Source organism: Mesorhizobium liriopis, assembly GCF_024053505.1.
Taxonomy (GTDB): domain Bacteria; phylum Pseudomonadota; class Alphaproteobacteria; order Rhizobiales; family Rhizobiaceae; genus Mesorhizobium_B; species Mesorhizobium_B liriopis.
In genome coordinates this window covers 1-1,677 of the sequence record NZ_JAMXQS010000020.1, presented here as the reverse complement: position 1 = coordinate 1,677, position 1,677 = coordinate 1, and the positions used below count along the sequence as shown (strand labels likewise).

Below are 1,677 nucleotides of genomic sequence, written 5' to 3'. Positions count from 1 at the left end.
CCATTCATGAACAGCTCGACGGTTCCGTTGGCGATACGGTTGATGTCGTCCTTGCTGAATGTTTTCTCGACCATGAAGAGGCCTTTATAGAAGCCGTCGGCCTTGCAGAGCACGACGAACTGGTGGGCGGCAAGATCGAGGTCAGGGACGGCGAGCAGCCCATGTTCGGTGGCGCGCTCGAGAATGAGCTTGATGCGCTGCTTGGTGGCTTCGCCTGCCTTGAAGTAGGCACGGCCCAGATCGGGAAAGCGTGCGGCTTCGGCGACCGCCGAGCGGAACATGCGCTGGGTGTCGGGGGCGACAAAGAAGGTGACGAGCTCGTGGGCGAGACTGCGCAGCTTGGTTTCCACGCAGGTCATGGTGTCGGCCACGTCGTCGTGGAAGGCGGTTTCGGCATAGTCCTGGCATTCGCGCGCAAACGTCGCGGCAAACAGCGCCTGCTTGTCGCCGAAGTGGGTGTAAAGCGTGGGTTTGGAGACCCCTGCCCGGCGCGCGATCTCATCGACGCTTGTGCCCTCATAGCCGAGTTCGTGGAAGGCCGAGCGGGCGCCGTCGAGGATCTGCTTGGCCTTCTTGGACAAAGCGGGCGTGTCGCAGGGCTTGGTGCCAGCCTCTTGGCCCTTGGCATCTGCGGGACAAGCCTGAGCGTCCGTGACAGCGCCGGCCTCGACCTTTCCAGACTGAGCCTTCCCAGCCTCGGTCTTGCCGGCCTCGGTCTTGGCTTTGCGTGTGATGTCGTTGGTGTGGGCTCGTTCCTTGAGCGTTTCCATATCAGCCTCCTGAGCACCCTCCGGAATTATTTTTACCAAACGGTTTAGTGTGGCTTGACTATAGCGATCGGCCGCCTTAAGTTCAAGCCACTGAACCAAACGGTTTAGTCAAAATGCACCGGCCGTTAGCGCCGGAGACCGGACCTCTCGAGTGCAAAAACAAGGGCTTGCCGTTTTGGTTTCGCCACCGCGCTCGAAGGCTCCGCTCAGATGTATGTAGGAGAGATCATTATGACCAAGACCCTTATCGCTTTCGCCGCCCTCGCAGCCCTCGCAGCCCCCGCTGCCGCTCAGGTCGTTTCCCCGCAGGAAAGCTCGCAGATCGTGTCGCCCTTCTATCAGGGCAATGCCTCGACCGGCCTTTCGGCCTCGCGTGGCCTGCAGGATGCGACCCGCACCAACGAGCCCGCTTCCGCGCCGGTCAACCAGGACCTGCAGCGCGGCAACCAGGGCGACACGTTCGGTGCCCAGAGCCACTAAGGCGGTGCCCAGAGCCACTAAGGCTTGACCCTCACATTTCCCCGCATGGGGCGGATCCTGATCCGTCCCACGCATCCTCCCACCCATTTCGAAAGACTCGTATTATGACCAAGACCCTTATCGCGCTCAGCGCCCTTGTCACCCTCGCCGCCCCTGCTGCCGCCCAGACGGTCAGCCCCCGCGTGTCTTCCCAGATCGTGTCGGACAGCTATCAGGGCAACACCGGCGTGGACGGCTCGGCTGCCCGCGGCTTCAGCCATGACGGCAACAAGACTGCAGACCAGAACGACCTGCAGCGGGGCAACCAAGGCGACACCTTCGGCGCCCAGAGCCGCTGAACATAGACTGCACATAGACTGCGTACGCGTTATCTCTGCGTATCACCGAGACAAACAAAGGGCGGGCCGCATTTGCAGCCCGCCCTTTG

At 61.8% G+C, this 1,677-nt stretch carries 3 protein-coding genes; 2 read left to right on the top strand and 1 reads right to left on the bottom strand.

The genetic code is table 11. The features are described 5' to 3' along the window. Positions 1–770: TetR/AcrR family transcriptional regulator (locus tag NGM99_RS21530; RefSeq protein WP_252822825.1), on the bottom strand; the 770-nt coding region annotated here is incomplete at its 3' end. A 231-nt stretch (positions 771–1,001) separates the two neighbouring features. Between NGM99_RS21530 and NGM99_RS21525 the strand changes: the two genes are divergently transcribed. Both NGM99_RS21525 and NGM99_RS21520 read left to right on the top strand, forming a co-directional pair. Then, the gene (locus NGM99_RS21525; RefSeq protein ID WP_252822823.1) at positions 1,002–1,250 is read left to right on the top strand and encodes a hypothetical protein; all 249 of its coding nucleotides are present in this window, start codon (positions 1,002–1,004) and stop codon (positions 1,248–1,250) included. 104 nt (positions 1,251–1,354) lie between these two features. Beyond that, positions 1,355–1,588: a hypothetical protein gene (locus tag NGM99_RS21520; protein ID WP_252822821.1), complete on the top strand. Its 234-nt coding sequence runs from the start codon at positions 1,355–1,357 to the stop codon at positions 1,586–1,588. The last annotated feature ends 89 nt before the right edge of the window (positions 1,589–1,677 follow it).